Consider the following 16043-nt stretch of genomic DNA (forward strand, 5'->3'; position numbering starts at 1 on the left):
GTTCAGGCTCCGGCGGTCTGGTAGGAGGAGGTGTAGTCGGCGTCGGTGCCGGTCTGGTACTGCTCGTACGGGTCCATCGAGGTGTGGAACAGCGGGTCGGCGGCGAGGATGGCCCGCCGCACGTCCAGCAGCTCGGTGACGCGCTGCTGGATGACGGCCGAGCCGAGCAGGCCGTCGTCGCCGAAGTCGCGCTTGGAGTCGTCCAGCCCCTCCTCGACGATGTCGATGATCTTCTCCACGGCGAGCGCGACCGAGCGGCCGTTCTCGGTGTAGACGACCACCGGTACCGTCGGCCCGGCTTCTGTCTCGTAGGCCCCGAGCAGGTGCGAGAGGCGCAGGACGGGCAGGATCTGGTCGCGGTACTGCACGACCTCCCGGCTCCCGGTGCGCTCGATCCGCTCGACCGGGAACTCCTCGAGCCGGGTGACCATGTCCAGCGGGATCGCCACCCGCCGGTCGCCGACGCCGGCGATGAGCAGCCGGTCGGCGTTGCCCCCGCCCCGGCGGACGGTCGCCTCGGCGTTCTCCCGCTCGCCGCTGGCCGCCAGGTGGGCCCGGCGGGCGAGCGAGGCCACGTCGAGGATGAGCGCGACCCGGCCGTCGCCGAGCAGGGTGGCCCCGGCGTAGACCCCGATGTCCTTGAACCGCGAGGTGAGCGGCTTGACCACGACCTCCTCGGTGTTCAGGACGCGGTCGACCACGAGCCCGAAGCGCTTCCCCTCGGCCTGCAGCACCGCCACGTAGACGTCGGTGTCGTGCTCGCCGCCGTGTGCCACGCCGAGGGTCTCGTCGAGGTAGACGAGCGGGAGGAGTTTGCCTCTCAGGCGGTACACCGGAGCGCCCATCGCATGTTCGACGACACGACCGGACTGGCCGTCGAGATAGACCAGCTCGTGCACCGCCACCTGGGGGATGACGTAGCGCTCCTGCGCGCACTCGATGGTCAGCGCCTGGATGATCGCGAGCGTCAACGGGATCGTGAGCCGCCACGTGGTCCCCTTGCCGACCACCGAGTCGACGTCGACGGCGCCACCGATCCGCTCGATGTTCGTCTTCACCACGTCCATGCCGACGCCGCGGCCGGAGACGTTGGTGACCGCCTTCGCGGTGGAGAAGCCCGGCTTGAACACCAGGCCGAGGATCTCGCGCTTGTCCATCGCGGCGAGCTGGTCGCGGGAGACGATGCCCTTCTCCACGGCGATCCGCGCGATCTTGTCAGGATCGATGCCGGAGCCGTCGTCGCGGACCTCGACGATGACGTGCCCGCCTTCGTGGTACGCGCGCAGTGTCAACGTCCCCTCGGCAGGCTTGCCGGCCGCGACCCGGTCCGCGGGCGTCTCGATCCCGTGGTCGACGGCGTTGCGCACGAGGTGGGTCAGCGGGTCCTTGACCGCCTCCAGCAGCGAGCGGTCGAGCTCGGTCTCCTTGCCCTCCTGAGCCAGCTTGATCTGCTTGCCGAAGGTCGAGGAGAGGTCGCGGACGACGCGGGGCAGCTTCGACCAGATGTGGTCGATCGCCTGCATGCGGGTCTTCATCACCGATTCCTGCAGCTCGGAGGTGATGAGATTGAGCCGCTGGCCCGTACGCGTCATGCCGGGGTCGGACACGGTGCCGATGGCCCGCACGAGCTGGTTACGGGTGAGCACCAGCTCGCCGACGAGGTTCATGAGCTTGTCGAGCAGATCGACGTCGACGCGGATGGACTGGTCGGCGACGCTGCGGCGGGAGGTGCCCTCCTCGCCCGGCTCGGGCGCGCCCTTGGCCCCGGCGGGCGGCGTGGGCGGCTTTTGAGATCCGGGCTTCTCTTGTACTGCGGCGGCCGGCTGCTGGGTCCCCGCGGCGGGCGCGGCCGCCGTGGCGGGCGACTGCGCGGCGGGCGTGGCGGACGGCTGGACGGCGGCGGCTGTCGCGCCGGGTGTGGCAGAGGGCTGGACAGCGGCTGTGGCGCCGGGTGTGGCGGACGGCTGGACTGCGGGTGTGGCGGCGGGCCCGGCGGACGGCTGGGGTGTGGCGGCGGCTGGTTGGGGCGTGGCTGGGACCTCGACGATCGCGACGACCGGCTGGACCACGACGACCTCGGCCGGCGGCTCGACGACCACGGGGGTGCCCTCGATGACTACCGGGACGCCTTCGACCACGGGCGTGCCGGCGGCCGCGGCGTCCGGGGCCGACGCGGCGGGCGTGGCATCAGTGGCCGGTGTGGCCGGCGTGGCGGTAGCGGCGGGTGCGGCGGGGGTCGCGGCCTTGGCGGCGTCGTCGGTGATGCAGGCGTTGACCGCGGCGACCACTTCGGAGTCGTCGCCGGGCAGCTCCTGGCCGTTTTCCTCGATCTCGGCGAGCAGCCCGCGCACCGTGTCGACCATGCGCAACAGGGCGTCAGTGGTGGCCGGCGTCATCTCCTGCGCACCGTCACGCAGCCGCGACAGCAGCGACTCACCGACGTGGGTAACCTTTTCGAGGCGGTGGAAGGCCAGGAAGCCGGACGTGCCCTTGATGGTGTGGATCGTCCGGAAGATCGAGGAGAGCAGCTCGCGCGAGCCCGGCTGGGCCTCGAGCGCGACCAGGTCCCGGTCCAGCTGGTCGAGGTTCTCGTGGGACTCGACGAGAAACTCCTGGACAATGTCACCCAAATCGCTCACGACCAGGCGCTCCTTCCGTCCCCACCCAGGGGACACGACACGCATCGGGACGAACCCCGCGGTTCGCACCCACTGGGACAATCGGCACCCGCCGTGCCCGGTAAAGGAGATCCTGTGAGGGCGCCGTCACCGGGCGTAGGCGCTCGGTTTCGAACCCCGCTCCGCTCGGGCGCGGCCTCCTGATGCCACCGGGCTGGCGGCACGCACCGACGCGACCGAGCACCCAGGCCACACGTCGACGCCGCGCGCGGACACCACACGTCGACGCGGCGTGTGGAGACCACGCGCGGACACCACGCTTTGATGCGGCGTGTGAAGACCACGCGTTGATGCGGCGCGCGGACACCACGCGTTGATGCGGCGCGCGGACACCACGCGTTGATGCGGCGTGTGGACGCGGCCTGCAGGCTCGGCCCGCGGGCGCAACGTCCCGGAGGGCACGCCGCGACGCCACGTTCGGAGGCGGGCCGTCACGGCACCCGTCGACGGCGTGTGTGCGGACACGACGCGCGGACACGACGCGCGGACACGACGCGCCGACACGACGCGCCGACACGACGCGCCGACACGACGCGTGGGGCTAGGTCAGTTCGGCTGGGCGTGGGCCCTCGTGCGGGTCGCGGCGGATCAGGGTGGCCTGGCGGATGAGGCGGCGGGCGGTGCTCAGGCGGGGTTCGTCGGTCATCAGGGTCAGTACCGGGCTGGCGCCGGGCGGGGGCGGGTCGAGTGCCGTGCCGTCCTCGGGGCGTACGACGCGGGCCTCCATCACGCGGTAGACGAACCAGGTGTCCCGGGTCTCCAGGATGACGGGATCGCCGATGTCGAGGCGGTCGAGGTTCCAGAAGACGCCCGGCACCCGCTCCCCCGCGATGCCGGTGTTGCCAGCCGTGCCGATCGGTGCGGTGCCGGGGATGTAGCCCGGTCCGGGTCGCCGGTCGTCGCGCGCGGTCGCGTCGAGCACGACCAGGTCGGCGCTGAGGGTCGGCAGGTGCAGGCGCGCCTGCGGCCCGGTGGCGGGCGCGGCCGCGTCGCTCGCCCAGCGGGCGTCGAGCTGCTGGGAGAGACGCTGCTGGGCGGACTGGATCTCGCGGGTGCGCCCCCACCAGTCTGGCGCCGCCGTTGCGCCTCCGGCCAGCGCGGCCAGGACCAGCAGCACCGCCGCGACCAGGACCAGCCGGCGGAACCTCATAAACCGACTATATGCGTACTAACCGGTCTCAGATGGTCTCCACTTGGAAGGTGGTGGGTAGCGGCCGGCGCGGGAACGCCCTACAGGCCGCAGCAACCTAGTCAGCCAGCGCGGGGACGCCCGACGAGCGGCGGCCGAAGAGGAACACCGCGCCCGCGGCGCAGGCCAGGACGCCGATCGCGCCGGCCAGAACGAGCGTCTCGCGGGGCCCGACGGCCTCGCACAGCGCGCCCAGCACCGGTGCGCCGACCATGCCGCCCAGGGCACTCACCAGAGCGACCGCCGCCAGGACACGGCCGCGCATGTCCTCGCTGGTGTCGAGCTGGGCGCGGGTCGTGACCGTGGTGTCGACGATGACCGCGGCGGCCGCGATCGGGATCAGCACGGCGGCGAAGGACCAAAGCCCGGGTGCGGCGCCGGCGATCATCTGCAGGACGCTCGCGGCCAGGCCGGCCGCGATCAGGAGGTGGTGGCGCAGTGCGCGGAAGCGGCCGACGGCGAGGGCGCCCAGGACGGTACCGGCGGCGAAGACCGTCGACAGGACACCGTATCCCGCCGGACCGCCCGACAGCGGGCCGAAGCTCATGGCGGCCATAGTGACCTGGTAGTTGCGGCCGATGCTGCCGAGGACGAAGGCGACGGCCAGGGTGACCAGGACGGCCGGCTGGGTCGCGAGGTAGCGGAAGCCGGCCCGCACGGCGCCCTTCTCGGCCGGGGCGGCGGATTCGAGCCGGTGCAGCGAGGAGGTGCGCATCGCGAGGAGGGCGGCGATGACGGCCGAGAAGCTCACCGCGTTGGCGATGAACAGCGCGGCCGGGCCGGCGGTGGCGGCGACCACGCCGCCGGCGCTCATGCCGATGATGCGGCCCGTGGAGCTGATCAGCGAGCCGTTGGCCAGCGCCTGGCCCAGCAGCTCGGGGCCGGCGACCATGCCGCCGAAGCGGCCGAGGGCGGGGCCGTCGGCGGCGGTGACCATGCCGGTGAGGAAGGACAGGGCGTACAGCCACCAGAGCTGCCCGCCGAGCAGCACCACGGCGGCGAAACCGGCCGACAGCACCGCGTGCGCCGCCTGCGTGGCCAGCAGGATCCGGCGCACCGGCAGGCGGTCGGCGAGCGCGCCACCGAGCGGGCCGAGCAGCAGGATCGGCAGCGTCTGCAGCATGAGCGCGAGGCCCATGCTCGTCGTGGAGCCGGTGGCTTGCAGGACGAACCAGTTGACCCCCAGGACCTTCATCCACGTGCCGGTCACGGAGACCAGGTCGGCGGCGGCCCAGAGGCGGTAGTTTCGCGAGTTCAGAAGGCGCACGGAAGGTCGCATCGGAAGCGGGCCGCGGCTCGGCAACGATGAACCGCCATGCCCACCGTTGCGCAACCGAGCCGCACCGGCCCCGGCGATGCCCCGCTGAGCGCTGATCCGGCCCGCGCGAACCGGCTCGCAACCGCGCTACATCAGTCGGAAAACGCCGAATCCGGGGTTGCACCCGCGCGGGCAACCGGGCTGCACCGTGGGCGGCGCTGAATAAGCGTTGTGCGAATCTGGCTCTGGTTCCTCGGCGGCGCCGGGGCGCTCTCCACCGTCGCGGCGATCGTCGCGCCCGGTGGCAAGGGCGCCCTGAACTCCGCGATCCTGCTCGGCTGCCTGGCGGTGGCCGCGATCGCGCTGCGCCGGCAGCGGCCGGAGCCGCGCGTCGCGTGGTGGCTGCTGTTCAGCGGGGTCGTCGCCTCGGCGGCCAGCACCATCGCGCTGTCGGTGGTGCCGAACGCGCCCGAGGAGCTGGGGGCCGGCTACTTCTTCTGCTACCCGCTCACCGCGACCGGCCTGTGGCTGATCGCGCGCCGGTTGCGGCCCTGGTCGTCCACGCGAATTTTCGACGCGACCATCATTCTGATCGGGATCGCGCAACTGACCTGGATTTTCGTCTTGTACCCGCTGCTGCACCGCAGTGGCCTCAAGCCCCTCGACGCGATCGGGGTCAGCCTGATCGCCGTGTGCGACCTGGTCACCGTCGCGCTGCTGCTGCGCGTCGTGCTCGCCGTGCGCCGCAGTGCGGTGGCGCTGCTTGTGCTTGCCTCGGCCGCGGTGATGGTGTGCTCGGACGCGTTCTACATCGTCAAGTACGTCGCCGGCCGCGGCACCGAGGTCATCAGCTCGTTCTCGGCGGTGGGCTGGCTGACCTGGGCGCTGCTGTTCGCGGCGGCGGCCCTGCACCCCGAGGCCCGCACGGCCCTGGTGCGCGCACGCAAGGGCCGGGGCGATTACGGTACCCCCATCGGCGGCTTCATCGCCCTCTCGCTGCTCGGCCCCGGGCTCCTCGTCGCCGACCTGGTCCTGCGCCGCGGCGTCGACCCGTGGCGGCACGCCCTGGTGCCCGCGGTGCTCACCGGCGCGCTGATGGTCGCCATGGTGCTGCGCCTCGGCCGGGCCCTGCGCGACCGCGTGCGGCTGCAGCAGGAGCTCGCCTTCCGCGCCCAGCACGACGTGCTCACCGCCCTGGCCAACCGCGATCTGTTCCGCAGCAGCCTGCAGGAGGAGATCGACGCCCAGCGCGAGATCGGCCTGCTCATCATCGACCTCGACGGCTTCAAGGACGTCAACGACACCCTCGGCCACCCGGCCGGCGACGAGCTGCTGCTGCACGCGGCCGAGCGCCTCCGCGCGTGTGCCGGGCCTGAGCCGCTGCTGGCCCGGCTCGGCGGCGACGAGTTCGCCGTCGTCTGCGGCCCGGAGGTGCTCGAGGACCTCGCCGGCGCACTGGTCCGCGAGCTCGCCCAGCCGTACCGCGTGGCCGGCCGCGAGCAGCGCATCAGCGCCAGCATCGGGGTGTACTCCGGCCACCCCGTCACCACCGGCGAGGCGCTGCAGAGCGCGGACATCGCCCTGTACGCCGCGAAGGAGGCCGGCCGCAACCGCTTCGTGCGCTACCACCCGGCCCTGCGCGAGGCCCACGTCGCGCACACGCTGCTCGCCGACCAGCTCCGCGCGGCGGTCGAGAGCAGCACCGGCTTCGCGATGCACTACCAGCCGGTGGTCGACGTGCACACGACGCGCATCACGGCCGTGGAGGCGCTGCTGCGCTTCACCACGCCGGAGGGCAACGCGGTCTCGCCCGCCGTGTTCGTGCCGGTCGCCGAGGAGATCGGCCTCATCGGCAAGCTCGGCGCGTGGGTCCTCGAACAGGCCTGCACGGACGCGAAGGCCTGGCACGACGCGCACGGCATCTCGGTGACCGTGAACGTCTCGGGCCGCCAGCTGCGCAACCCCGCGTTCGCCGACGAGGTCCTGGCCGTGCTCAGGCGCACCGGGCTCCCGGGCGCGGCGCTGGTCCTGGAGATCACCGAAACCGTGCTGGTCACGGCCTCCCTGGAGGAGACGGCGGAGGTCAGCCGGCGCCTGGCCCGCCTCCGCGCGTTCGGCATCCGCATCGCCATCGACGACTTCGGCACCGGCTACTCCTCGCTGGCCTACCTCCGCACGCTCCCCCTCGACGTGCTGAAGATCGACCGCGCCTTCGTGCACCGCATCGAGGAGCGGCAGGACAAGGCCCTCTTCCGGGCGGTCGTGGAACTCGCGCGCAGCATGTTCCTGACGCCGGTCGCGGAGGGCGTCGAAACCCCAGGGCAGGCTTCAGTACTGCGTGAGCTCGACTGCGCCCACGCGCAAGGCTTCCTGTTCGCCCGCCCCATGCCCGCTCCCACACTCGCCGCCCTGCTGGAGGAGCGCGCCGCGACGCCCGCCGCAGCGCTGGCCTGAACCGGCCAACCACCGCGCGGCGCAGAGCCTAGAAGCGGGGCGAAAAGCTCAGGAGCGCGGCGAGAAGCGCAACGGCCAGTGGTTGCGAGCCGAGTCGCGCCGCGAGGACGCACCCGGGAACCGCGAATCGCGGCGGGGCGGCGGAGCAAAGGGCGACGACGACCGCCACGGCTCGTCACCAGAACGTCCGGACGAGGTCGCGGCCCAGAGGCCCGGCTTCAGGTAGTGCATCGCGTCAGCCCTTGACCGTCAGCAGCGGCCGCAACTCGACCACCGGCTCGGCCACGCCGGCCGTGCTGAGGCTGTCCACCACCGGCCGCACCTCCTTGTACGCCCACGGCGCCTCCTGCTTCAAGTCGCGGCGCCACGCGCCGATGATGTCGCGGCGGGTCGACACCGCGGGATCCCGGTGGTTGAGCGGCGTCACCACGCGGAAGTCGCGTAGGAAGGCGTCCAGCTCCGCGTCGCTCCCGCGCGCGGCCGCGCCGCGGGGGACGCTGCGGCCGGCGCCGTGGCAGGCGCTGGTGAGGGAGCGCTCGTTGGCCAGGCCGCGCAGCAGGTAGCTCGGCGCGCCCATCGAGCCGGGCACGATGACCGGCTCGCCCCAGCCGTCCGCGGACAGGCCGGCCGGCGTGGCCCCCTTGCGGTGCACGACGGTGTCGTCGTCCCCGAACCACATCAGGTTGTGCGGGGCGTCGTAGACCAGCCGGGCCTCCAGCTCCCCCACGGCCGCGGTGAGCCCGTCGCGCATCATCCGGCTCAGGAAGAACCGGTTGCCGAGCGCGAAGTTGGCGGCGTTGGCGAAGCTCGTACGGTACCGATGCAGGCTCTTGTCCTTGAAAAGCATTGGCACGATGCCGTTGGCGGGCAGGGCGACCCCGGCGGGCCACGACTTGCGCGCGAGGTCGCGGCCCGTCGCGCCGGCCTGGTGGCCCAGGGACAGCGAGCCGCTGTGCACCATGGTGACCACGCGCCCGGGCGTCAGGCCCCACGCGTAGGCCGTCGGGCCGTCGTGGACCGCCGCGACGTACTGCAGCTCCGCGAAGTGGTTGCCGCCGCCGACGCTGCCGATGATGGAGTCGTAGCTCGTGCCGCCGCCGCTCTGCACCCAGTCGCGGAACTCGTCGGCGTGCGCGGCCGGGAAGCCGGTGGCGTGCAGGCGGCCGGCGTCGCGCACGTCGTCGTCGAACAGGCCCGGCAGCCCCTCCCGCAGCAGCCCCTCGCGCTGCGCGGGGGTCAGGCCGATGTGCCGGCCGCCCTCGAAGAACAGGTGGCGCAGGCGGCGCTCCAGCTCGTCCAGGCGCGGGCGCACCTCGTCGACGGTGAGCGACGTCGCCTCCACGCGCATCCCGCAGTTGATGTCGTTGCCGACGGCGTGCGGTACAAGTGCGGCGGTTGTCTTGATGACGGTGCCGATCGGGATCCCGGCGCCCTTGTGGAAGTCGGGGGTGCACACGACCTGCTCGATGCGCGCATCCGGGCTGAGCGTCTGCAGGCTGCGCTGCGTCTCCAGCACCGTCAGCAGCTCGTCCAGCGCGGCCGGCTCGAGCGGGACGTCGGGACCGGCGCAGATCTCGACCGGGATGTCGTAGGAATTGGGCAGCGTCGTCCAGGACTCGTCGAGCCGGACGAGACGGGGATCGGTCCGCTTCAGCATCGTGCCCCGAAGCGTAGGCTCCGGGGCACGCGGCGAGCGATCGATTTTCAGACGGTCAGCACCCAGCTGTCCAGGTAGCCCGCGCCGCCCTTCGCGGTGTCGCGCACGCGCACCTTCCAAACGCCATTCCGGTTGTACTTGCTGAGGTTCACGGTGTACACCGCGTTCAGCCCGTTCGCCTTGTCCCGCTTGTTCGCGCTCTTGAGCTTCTTGACCGCGCCGTTGGGGGCGATCAGCTCGACGGTCAGGTCGCCGCGCTTCGGGTACGCCACGTGCACCTCGACCTTCGCCGCCCGCGACGCCTTGCCCGCGCACCCGGTGACGGCCACGGCCGACACGGCGGTCCCGCGGTCGCGCAGCACGACGTCGTTGCCGTTGGAGCGCACGTTGCAGGGCTGCACCGGCGCGACGACGGGCGCGGAAGCGACGACCGTGGCGGGGGTGGCGGGGGTGGCGGCCGGGGCGCTCTCGGGCTGGTGCGTGGGGGCGGTGGTGGTGGTCGGGACGAGGTTCAGGAGGCGGTTGGGCGAGCCGGCGCCGGGATCGGTCACCGCGTTGTTCACCGAGCCGGCCACGAGCGCGTCGCGCACCTGCGACGGCGTCGCGGTCGGGTTGGCCGACAGGAACAGCGCGGCCGCGCCGGCCACGTGCGGCGTCGCCATGGAGGTCCCGCTCATCACCGTCGTACCGGTGTCGGAATCCTTGCTGTCGCTCGTGATGGCCACGCCGGGGGCGAAGATGTCCAGGCACGAGCCGTAGTTGGAGAACGAGGCGCGCGCGTCGTTCTGGTCGGTCGCGCCGACGGTGATCGCCTCGGCGGTGCGGGCCGGGGACATCGCGCAGGCGTCGGTGGCCGCGTTGCCGGCCGCGACCGCGTAGGTGATGCCCGCCGCGATCGAGTTGCGCACGGCCTGGTCGACCGAGCCGTCCGCGTCGCCGCCGAGGCTCATGTTCACCACGGCCGGCTTCTGCGCGTTGGCGGTGATCCAGTCGATGCCGGCGATGATGCCGGAGTAGCTGCCGGAGCCGTCGCAGCCGAGCACCCGCACGCCGACCAGCCGCACGCCCTTGGCCACGCCGTAGGTGGCGCCGCCGACGGTGCCGGCGACGTGCGTGCCGTGGCCCTGGCAGTCGCTCGCGTCGGTGTCGTTGTCCACGAAGTCGTACCCCGAGCGGGCCCGTCCCTGGAAGTCCGTGTGCGACATGCGGATGCCGGTGTCCAGGACGTAGGCGGTCACACCGGAGGCGGGCGCCGGGTAGGTGTAGGTCCCGCTCAGCGGCCGGCTCACCTGGTCGATGCGGTCCAGGCCCCACGGGGCGTTCGACTCCGTGTCGGCCACCTTGACCGTCTTGTCCTGCTGCACGTAGTCGACGAGCGGGTTGGCCGCGAGCCGCTTGGCCGCCTTCTCGGTCAGCTGGGCCGAGAAGCCCTTGAGCGTCTTGCTGAACGAGCGGCGCACCGTGCCGCCGGACTGGGTGGCGAGCCGGTTCGCGTCGGCCGCGGTGGTGCCGGCGGCGACGGTGTCCTTGAAGACCACGATGTACCGGTCCCGGATCGAACCAGCCTCGTTCGCGCCCAGGATGGTGCCCTCGGGCGAGGCCAGCGCGGGCGTGCCCGCCCCGACGAGGCCGGCGGTCACCGCGGCCGCGATCAGGGTCGTACGGAGGAACGCTCGCATGATGCCGGAGCTCCAATCAGAGGACGCCATTTCGGTGCCGTTCCAGATTGGGCAAGGCGGGGAGCGCCGCCGGGTCGCCGGTCGTTGCCGCCCGGTTGCGGGCAGACTGGTGCCATGCAGGACTCGCTGGCGGTGTTCGACATCGATGGAGTGGTCGCCGACGTGCGCCACCGGCTCAAGTACCTGGACCGCCGGCCCAAGGACTGGGGGCGCTTCTTCGCCGCCGCGGACCGCGATCCGGTACTCGACGAGGGCGTGGCGCTGGCCCGCTCGTACGCCGAGTCACACGTGCTGGTGTGGCTGACGGGGCGGCCGGAGTACCTGCGCGACGTGACCGCGGCGTGGCTGCGCGCGGCCGAGCTGCCGGCCGACCTGCTGTTCATGCGCCCGCCGACCGACCGCCGCCCGGCCCGCGAGTTCAAGGCCCGGCAGCTGGCCCGGATGGCCCGGGAGTCGGCGGTGGAGATCGTGGTTGACGACGACCCCGAGGTGGTCGCCCGGCTGCGCGGCCTGGGCTATCCGGTGCGCCTGGCCGACTGGGTCCCGCACTCCTCGACCCTGCGCAAGGCCCAGGAGCAGGAGGGGCGCACGTAGGCCGCCAGAACGCCCTACGAGGCCGCGCCCGCGCGCTGCTCGATGGTGCTCACCAGCCGCTCGGCCACGGTCGTCAGCGGCAGCCCCAGCCGCCCGGCGGTGCCCCGCAGCACGTCCAGGGCGGCCTCGGCCGAGCAGGCCCGCTGGACCATCATGATGCCGACCGCGCGGTTCACCGTCTCGCCGTCGGTCAGCGCCTCCTTGAGGGCCTCGGTGAGCTGGGCGTGCACGCCCGCGCGGCGCTCCCGGTCCAGCACCGCCGAGAGCAGCAGGCCCGCGTGCTCGGCGACGAGCATCGCGGTCAGGCCCACGTCGGTGGTGAACAGGCCCGGCTCGGCCGCGTAGACGGTCAGCGCCCCGAGCGCGTGCGAGTCGATGTCGACCGGCACCGCGAGGACCGCCTTCACCCCGGCCGCGAGGGCGCGCGGGCGCCAGTCCGGCCAGCGGTCGTCCGCGGCCAGGTCGTCACTGAGCGTGAGGTCCCGGGCGCGGATGGCCTCCATGGAAGGGCCGGCGCCGCTGTCGTACTGGCTGTCGAGCAGCGACTCCGGCAGGCCCGACGAGGCCGCCGCCGTCGACGGCCCACCCGAGCGGACCAGCGTGACCGCGCACCAGGACGCCCCGTCGACCAGGTCGGCGGCGGTCTCGACGAGGTCCTCCAGTGCCTCCTCGAGATCGTCACTCGCGATCAGCCGGGCGGTCAGCTGGCGTAGTACGGCGGCGAACTCCACGGTGTGGAGGTCTGTCACGGCTCCCCCTTCGTCGAACCGGGGGGCGTACTACCCGTGGCGCGTTCTTCTCAACCCTCAGGAACCGGCCCTCAGCCGTCGAGCAGGGCTCGGCGCAACCCCTCCAAAGTGCGGCTGAGCAGGCGCGACACGTGCATCTGGGAGATGCCGAGATCGGCCGCGATCTGGGCCTGGGTCCGGTTGCCGTAGAAGCGCAGCGACAGGATCCGCCGCTCCCGCTCGGGCAGCCGGGCGATGAGCGGCTTGACGGCCTGGCGGAACTCCACGCCGTCGATGTCGCGGTCGTCGTCGCCCAGCACGTCGGCCAGGGTGCCCGCGTCGTCGTCGCCGCCGAGCGGGGCGAAGAGCGAGACCGGGCGGTACGCCGAGGAGGCCACCAGCGCCTCCAGCACCTGCTCCTCGTCGATGCCGAGGTGCTCGGCGACGTCCTTCGGGGTGGGCGAGCGGCCGAGGCGCTGGCCGAGCGAGTCGCGCACGCGGTTGATCTCGATGCGCAGCTCCTGCAGCCGGCGGGGCACGTGCACGCCCCAGCCCTTGTCGCGGAAGTACCGCTTGAGCTCGCCGACGATCGTGGGGGTGGCATAGCCGCCGAAGTCGGTGCCGTAGTCCGGGTCGAAGCCCTCGATCGCCTTCATCAGCCCGAGCGCCGCCACCTGGCTCAGGTCGGCCGGCGACTCGCCCATGCCGTGGAAGCGGCGGGCCAGCCGGTCGGCCAGCGGCAGGCTGTGCGCCACCGCGCGGTCGCGCAGGGCGCCGCGCCGCGGATCGGTGCGGTCCAGGGCGGCCGCCTGGCGCAGCAGCTCGTTGACGGTGGTCCACTGGCTGGGCGGCTCGGCGTCCTCCCCGTGCTCCTCCTCGGGCACCGGCGGGGCACCGGGCGGCGGGTCGTCGTAGGCCCGCAGCTGCTTCGCCGCCCCGATGATCTCCAGCACGTCCAGGACCAGGTCGGACGCGCCCGGTGCACGCAGTGCCCCGCCGCGCTCCTGGGCCTCCGTCTGGGCGCGCAGCAGGGTGTCGGCCGCCGCGCAGTCGAGCAGGCGCAGGCGGGACAGGTCCACGGTCAGGCTGAGCTGGCCGGCGTCGAGGCGCCGGGAGAGCGCGACCCGCAGGCCGACACTCGCCGAATAGTCCAGAACCCCGGAAGGACGCAGAATCTCGTCGTCGCCATTCCGCCAGGTGTCCAGTTCAAGTACCGAATCCGTAGGCATTGTCTCCATGGCGGAGACTCCCCCTAATCTCCTAGGCGGATTTGCTTTCCGGATTACTGTACGCAGCAATTCGCCCCGGAATTCAGGGCGAAAGGATGAGTTCCGGGGTGAGCCTTTGACCGGCAATAACTCCCCCGTGTTTTTCAATTGGCGACGGTCGCCCACACCACCTTTCCGTCAGGCACCGGAATGCAGCCCCAGGCGCGGGTCAGCGCGCTCACCACGAGCAGGCCGCGACCGTCCTCGCGCAGCGTCGCCCCGGCGCCCGGGCGCCCGCCGAGCCGCGGCATGCCCGGCCCGCGGTCGCGGACGGAAACGTGCAGCTGGCGGCGGTCCCGGGCGGCGGCCACCTCCATTTCGGTGCCGGCGTGCCGCAGCACGTTGCTCACCAGCTCGGTGGCCACGAGTTCGGCGATGTCCCGCACCCGGTCGAAGCCCCACCGCAGGCAGGCCCGGCCGACCAGGTGCCGCGCGGCCGAGGTGGCGTCCATCAGCGGCGGGAGGGTGAGGCGCACCCGGCCCGCGGCCGAGCCGCCGGCGGTGTCGGCCAGCGCGGCGTCGGCGGTCGGATAGGTGGGCACCAGCCGGGCCACGGCCATCCGGTCCAGCGCCGAGGCCAGCTGCGGCGGCACGGCGGCGAGCGTCATCGCGCTGCCGGGCCAGGCCGCGGCGTGCTGGGCGAGCGCCGGCAGCACCGTCAGCGCGACATCGTCGTCGTGGCGCAGTTCGGCCACGTCGAGCACGATCACGGACGGCTCGGTCGCCAGGCACGCCAGCACGGCCGAGCGCAACGCCGGGGAACTGTCCACGTCCAGCACGCCGCCGAGGCGCACCACCGTGGCATCACCCCGTCGCTCGATGCGGGCCCGCAGGTCTTCCGCCCTCATGGGGTGATGCTCTACCCACCCCCGGCGTTATAAACACCGCGATCCCGGTGCCAATATTTCGGCACCGGGATCGCGACTGGTTTTTGTTTTAAACGGGCGAAGGGATTTCGCTGTCGCTCCACATCTGCTCGCACATCCGCAGCACATGGGAGTCGGTCAGCGGGGCAAAGTCGTGGTAGTACAGCCCGAGCGCGTGGAACTCGCGCGGGCTGTGGATGTCGATGACCGTGTCGCAGTCGGTGGCGAGCAGATCGACCGACTCGGCCGCGCACACCGGGGCGGCGAAGATCAGGTGCTCGGGCTTGCCGGCCCGCAGCGCCCGGACCGCGGCCCGGGCCGTCACCCCCGTGGCGAGCCCGTCGTCGACGACCACGACCACGCGGCCGGCCACGTCGGGTGCCGGGCGGGAGCCCCGGTAGCGCTCCTGGCGCCGCCGCAGCTCCACGCGCTCGCGCTGGACGGCCGGCGAGAGGTCGTGGACGCTGAGGCCGACGGCGGCCACGGCGCTGAGGTCGAACACGGCGGGGCCGTTCTCGGCGATCGCGCCCACCCCGTGGTCGGACTGCCAGGGCAGCCCGATCTTGCGGGAGATCACCAGGTCGAAGTCGGCCCCGATGGCCTCGGCCACCGCGACCGCGACCGGCACCCCGCCCTTGGGCAGCGCCAGCACCAGCGGCTTCTTGCTCGCCGCGGTCATCTCCGCGGTCCTCGCCTCGGCCGGAGCCTCGCGCCGCCGCAGGTGCTCCGCGATCTCGGCTCCGAGCGTGCGTCCGGCGGCCGTTCGGTCCGCGAACCGCTCGTGCTCAGGCGGCCACATGGCCGTCCCCTTCCACCCGGCCGGCGGTACGCCGGGGTTCGCACGCGATTCGCACATCGATCCGCATCAAGCGGACACCCCCTTCGGTCGGCGCGGTGTTCTGGGGGCTCGAAAGCGCCCGTCCCTGTCGCCGCTCTGCCGCGGCGCCGCGCCCGAGCCGAGACACTACCCGTGCTTGACCTGCCGAAACTTGGATCTTCCGGCACTGCAACCGGCTTACAACCTACGTGGACAGGCAGCTGATCGTGGCGAGCAGGTTGTTGAGCGGGCGGCCCTTGGTGAGCCGGGCGTCGGCGAGGGAGAGGCCGTGCACGGATGTGGCGTGCGGGGCGTTCGCGCTGTAGAAGACCACCGGCAGGTCCGCCGTCGCCGAGTTCTCGCGCAGCAGGTCCAGCAGGTGGTCGCCGTCGACCGGAGGCAGGTGCAGGTCGAGCACCGCCACGTCGAAACGGGGCTGTTCGGAGGCCACGTTCAGGGCCTCCTGGGGTGTCGCGGCGGAGATCACGTGGTGGCCGCCGATCTGCAGGCGGATGGCGGTGGTCTCCCGGATCTCCGCGTCGTCGTCGATGAGCAGGACTCGCGCCATGACCGAATGGTTCCCTTCCGTGAGGATCACAATCTCCTCACCGGGACCCATCGGTCACGGACGCGCGAGATTAAGCCCGCGGGCGACGCCGCCGCATGATGATCACGACGGCCACGACCGCGATGACGACCACGGCGCAGCAGCAGGCACCGATGATGCCGAAACTGCCGGAGCTGCGCCGTCGGCGTTCCAGCTCCAGCCCGGTGTCCAGGGCGTCCAGGGTCGCCGGGCTGAGGTAGCTGTAGATCAGCGCGATCAGAGCGTTCATGCCTTCGACGGTAACCGGC

General features: G+C 72.5%; 13 protein-coding genes. 2 read left to right on the forward strand and 11 right to left on the reverse strand.

Features of this window, described 5'->3' with window-relative positions:
• Positions 1 to 2: 2 nt before the first annotated feature.
• From ACQP00_RS46880 to ACQP00_RS46890, 3 genes are all read right to left on the reverse strand, one after another.
• Entirely contained in the window at positions 3 to 2639 is a 2637-nt protein-coding gene (locus tag ACQP00_RS46880) for a chemotaxis protein CheW (RefSeq protein WP_433210136.1), read from the reverse strand.
• 580 nt (positions 2640 to 3219) lie between these two features.
• Positions 3220 to 3828, reverse strand: coding sequence for a sortase domain-containing protein (locus ACQP00_RS46885; protein WP_433210137.1), 609 nt, complete (start codon positions 3826 to 3828; stop codon positions 3220 to 3222).
• Positions 3829 to 3925: 97 nt separating this feature from the next.
• Positions 3926 to 5134 carry an MFS transporter gene (locus ACQP00_RS46890; RefSeq protein WP_433210139.1) on the reverse strand — a complete coding sequence of 403 codons (1209 nt, stop codon included), beginning with the start codon at positions 5132 to 5134 and terminating at the stop codon, positions 3926 to 3928.
• 222 nt (positions 5135 to 5356) lie between these two features.
• Between ACQP00_RS46890 and ACQP00_RS46895 the strand changes: the two genes are divergently transcribed.
• On the forward strand, positions 5357 to 7579 hold the full coding sequence (locus ACQP00_RS46895) for a putative bifunctional diguanylate cyclase/phosphodiesterase (RefSeq protein ID WP_433210141.1): 2223 nt from the start codon (positions 5357 to 5359) through the stop codon (positions 7577 to 7579).
• Positions 7580 to 7814: 235 nt separating this feature from the next.
• Here the strand turns inward: ACQP00_RS46895 and ACQP00_RS46900 are convergent, their stop codons facing one another.
• Together ACQP00_RS46900 and ACQP00_RS46905 are read right to left on the reverse strand one after the other, a co-directional pair.
• On the reverse strand, positions 7815 to 9236 hold the full coding sequence (locus ACQP00_RS46900) for an RtcB family protein (RefSeq protein WP_433210143.1): 1422 nt from the start codon (positions 9234 to 9236) through the stop codon (positions 7815 to 7817).
• Positions 9237 to 9283: 47 nt separating this feature from the next.
• Positions 9284 to 10915, reverse strand: a complete 1632-nt coding sequence (locus ACQP00_RS46905) for a S8 family serine peptidase (protein WP_433210145.1) — start codon at positions 10913 to 10915, stop codon at positions 9284 to 9286.
• Between the two features lie 114 nt (positions 10916 to 11029).
• Between ACQP00_RS46905 and ACQP00_RS46910 the strand changes: the two genes are divergently transcribed.
• A complete protein-coding gene (locus ACQP00_RS46910; protein ID WP_433210147.1) occupies positions 11030 to 11509 on the forward strand; it encodes a hypothetical protein in 480 nt (159 codons plus the stop codon).
• A 14-nt stretch (positions 11510 to 11523) separates the two neighbouring features.
• On the opposite strand, the gene ACQP00_RS46915 is transcribed toward ACQP00_RS46910, so the two are convergent.
• From ACQP00_RS46915 to ACQP00_RS46940, 6 genes are all read right to left on the reverse strand, one after another.
• On the reverse strand, positions 11524 to 12258 hold the full coding sequence (locus ACQP00_RS46915; RefSeq protein WP_433210149.1) for a GAF and ANTAR domain-containing protein: 735 nt from the start codon (positions 12256 to 12258) through the stop codon (positions 11524 to 11526).
• Between the two features lie 71 nt (positions 12259 to 12329).
• Positions 12330 to 13466, reverse strand: a complete 1137-nt coding sequence (locus tag ACQP00_RS46920; protein WP_433210151.1) for a SigB/SigF/SigG family RNA polymerase sigma factor — start codon at positions 13464 to 13466, stop codon at positions 12330 to 12332.
• Between the two features lie 143 nt (positions 13467 to 13609).
• Positions 13610 to 14353 carry an ATP-binding protein gene (locus ACQP00_RS46925; protein WP_433210153.1) on the reverse strand — a complete coding sequence of 248 codons (744 nt, stop codon included), beginning with the start codon at positions 14351 to 14353 and terminating at the stop codon, positions 13610 to 13612.
• 88 nt (positions 14354 to 14441) lie between these two features.
• Positions 14442 to 15170, reverse strand: a complete 729-nt coding sequence (locus ACQP00_RS46930) for a phosphoribosyltransferase family protein (RefSeq protein WP_433210155.1) — start codon at positions 15168 to 15170, stop codon at positions 14442 to 14444.
• A gap of 223 nt (positions 15171 to 15393) precedes the next feature.
• Positions 15394 to 15756: a response regulator gene (locus ACQP00_RS46935; protein ID WP_433210157.1), complete on the reverse strand. Its 363-nt coding sequence runs from the start codon at positions 15754 to 15756 to the stop codon at positions 15394 to 15396.
• 70 nt (positions 15757 to 15826) lie between these two features.
• On the reverse strand, positions 15827 to 16024 hold the full coding sequence (locus ACQP00_RS46940; protein WP_433210158.1) for a hypothetical protein: 198 nt from the start codon (positions 16022 to 16024) through the stop codon (positions 15827 to 15829).
• Between the last annotated feature and the right edge of the window lie 19 nt (positions 16025 to 16043).

The sequence above is a fragment of the Dactylosporangium sp. CS-047395 genome (assembly GCF_050942185.1).
Lineage (GTDB): Bacteria > Actinomycetota > Actinomycetes > Mycobacteriales > Micromonosporaceae > Dactylosporangium.